3 protein-coding genes are annotated in these 1,576 nt (G+C 60.7%); 2 read left to right on the top strand and 1 reads right to left on the bottom strand.

Annotated elements, in window-relative coordinates:
* Positions 1–295, top strand: a 295-nt coding sequence (locus tag M3I54_RS44160) for a hypothetical protein (protein WP_254346691.1), incomplete at its 5' end; no start/stop codon positions are given.
* Positions 208–1,071 (top strand): IS110 family transposase, encoded by an 864-nt coding sequence (locus M3I54_RS44155; protein WP_309249690.1) that lies wholly within the window; start codon positions 208–210, stop codon positions 1,069–1,071. The genes M3I54_RS44160 and M3I54_RS44155, both read left to right, overlap by 88 nt.
* 291 nt (positions 1,072–1,362) lie before the next feature.
* Here the strand turns inward: M3I54_RS44155 and M3I54_RS44150 are convergent.
* A partial coding sequence (locus tag M3I54_RS44150; protein WP_254345683.1) for an integrase core domain-containing protein occupies positions 1,363–1,576 on the bottom strand: 214 nt, incomplete at its 5' end.

The following is a 1,576-nucleotide window of genomic DNA, read 5'->3' as shown; positions in this document are numbered from 1 at the left end:
ACGCCACCCCATTCTTATCCTGATTGTCGCGCGGCCAAATACCTGCGGCGTCACCATTACACAGCAATCCTCAACGACTGGTGGCTTCAGCTTGATTGTCGCGCGACACCCACTCGCCCGCGTCAATCAACGCCGCGCGTCAATCAATAAACGCTTGCCAGCGTCAATCAACATCGGCATCATCATTTCTGCCGCGACATTCTCAACTTGTTTGTCGCGCGTCTCTCATCCGGATTGTCGCGCCACAGTAGACGCCGCGCCAAGACTGACCGGCTTGACAGCGACAAGCTGCTGACGATGCTGATGCGTTACTACGCTGGTGAACACCGGGTATGGGCGGTCGCGCGCATACCGACTCCCGAACAGGAAGATGAGCGGCGAGTACACCGTGAACTCGATCGTCTGCGCCAGGAGCGCACTGCCCATAGCAACCGCATCCGCTCGCTGCTGATACTTCACAACCTGCGCCCCGAGCGAATCGGTGGCCGCGCTTGGACACACTGGTGGGCGCAGCACACCATGCAGCTGTTGCCAGCCCTGCGCGCCGAGATCGAACGCGAACTCGAACGGCTGTCGCTCGCCGCCAGGCAGATCAGAACGCTCGAGTCACAGCAACAGCATGAGGTTCGCAGCGGTGCGCAACCTGCGATTGCGCGGCTCGCGCGCCTTGCGGGTATCGGCACCGGCAGTGCCTGGGTCCTCGTCAGGGAACTGTTCGGTTGGCGGCAGTTTCACAACCGCCGCGAAGTGGCCGGCTGCCTGGGCCTGGCCCCGACGCCCTATGCCAGCGGTACCAGTGAAGTTGAGCAGGGCATCAGCAAGATCGGCAACAAGCGAGTTCGATGGCTGATGGTGGAACTGGCGTGGAGCTGGTTGCGCTTCCAGCGCAGCAGCCAGCTAAGCGACTGGTTCAACGAGCGCTTTGCAGGCGGCGGCAAGCGACTGCGACGCATCGGCATTGTGGCGCTTGCGAGACGTCTGTCAATCGCGCTATGGCGCTATCTGGAATTCGGCGAGATTCCCGACGGTGCGAGAGTCAAACGGCATGAGGTCGACATTGCGGCGGCCTGAACACACCTGAAGCAGGACAGCATTCAAAGGTCAACGCGCCCGTATGGCAGTCGGGTTACCCTTCCGGGTAGCCGTCCCTGTAGAGGGGGTGCGTCGGTAACAGAGTGATCCAGCGCTTTGCGCATGCGGCATAAGGTGCCGGCCCGGTTGGCCTGGCACGGATAGAAGGTTGACCCGGCACTGTCCGGGCCCATCAGACACTCTGACCTGCTTGACACTCGCATGCCAACCTGCACAACGGTGTATACGTACGACCCGATTGGACTTGCCCCTGCATGACCGGACACGCGGTCACGCTTCGGTTGGTGAAGTTGCGCGCTGGCGGAATTCGCGTGGCGAGCAGTATTTCAAGGCGCTGTGCGGATGCGATTCGTTGTAGTGGTCAAACGCGATAGCCAGGTTTTGCAGTGCGGTTCTGACATCAGGCTTGGGCATCCATGAGACGTAGTCACGCTTTATCGTTTTGACGAAGCTTTCGGCCATCCCGTTGCTCTGCGGACTTCTC

Source organism: Paraburkholderia sp. CNPSo 3274, from assembly GCF_024206475.1.
GTDB lineage: Bacteria > Pseudomonadota > Gammaproteobacteria > Burkholderiales > Burkholderiaceae > Paraburkholderia.
This window is presented reverse-complemented; position numbering and strand designations above follow the sequence as displayed.